Source organism: Blastomonas sp. CCH1-A6 (assembly GCF_001556365.1).
GTDB lineage: Bacteria > Pseudomonadota > Alphaproteobacteria > Sphingomonadales > Sphingomonadaceae > Blastomonas > Blastomonas ursincola.
In genome coordinates this window covers 1-264 of record NZ_LSIS01000158.1, presented here as the reverse complement: position 1 = coordinate 264, position 264 = coordinate 1, and the positions used below count along the sequence as shown (strand labels likewise).

Here is a 264-nt window from a genome sequence, read left to right as displayed (position 1 = left end):
GCTACGAGCGGCTGAAGGCCGCGCTCGACCGCCTGCAATCCACCACCGTCGCCACCTCGATCCGGCAGCAGCACCAGCGCCGCCGCCATCGTTTCTCGTGGATCAACGAATGGCGCGAGCTGGCGGACGGCAACGGCCGTGCGCTCGGGATCGAGCTGATCCTGCCCGATTGGTTCTATGCCGGCGTGCTCGACCGCGCGCTCGTGCTGACCATCGACCGCGCCTATTTCGACCTGACGGGCGGCCTCGAACGCTGGCTCTACC

The 264-nt window shown here is 68.2% G+C and carries 1 protein-coding gene; it reads left to right on the top strand.

The window, feature by feature from the left end:
• The coding region (locus AX735_RS06585) for a replication initiator protein A (RefSeq protein ID WP_202189517.1) at positions 1-264 on the top strand (264 nt) is incomplete at both ends.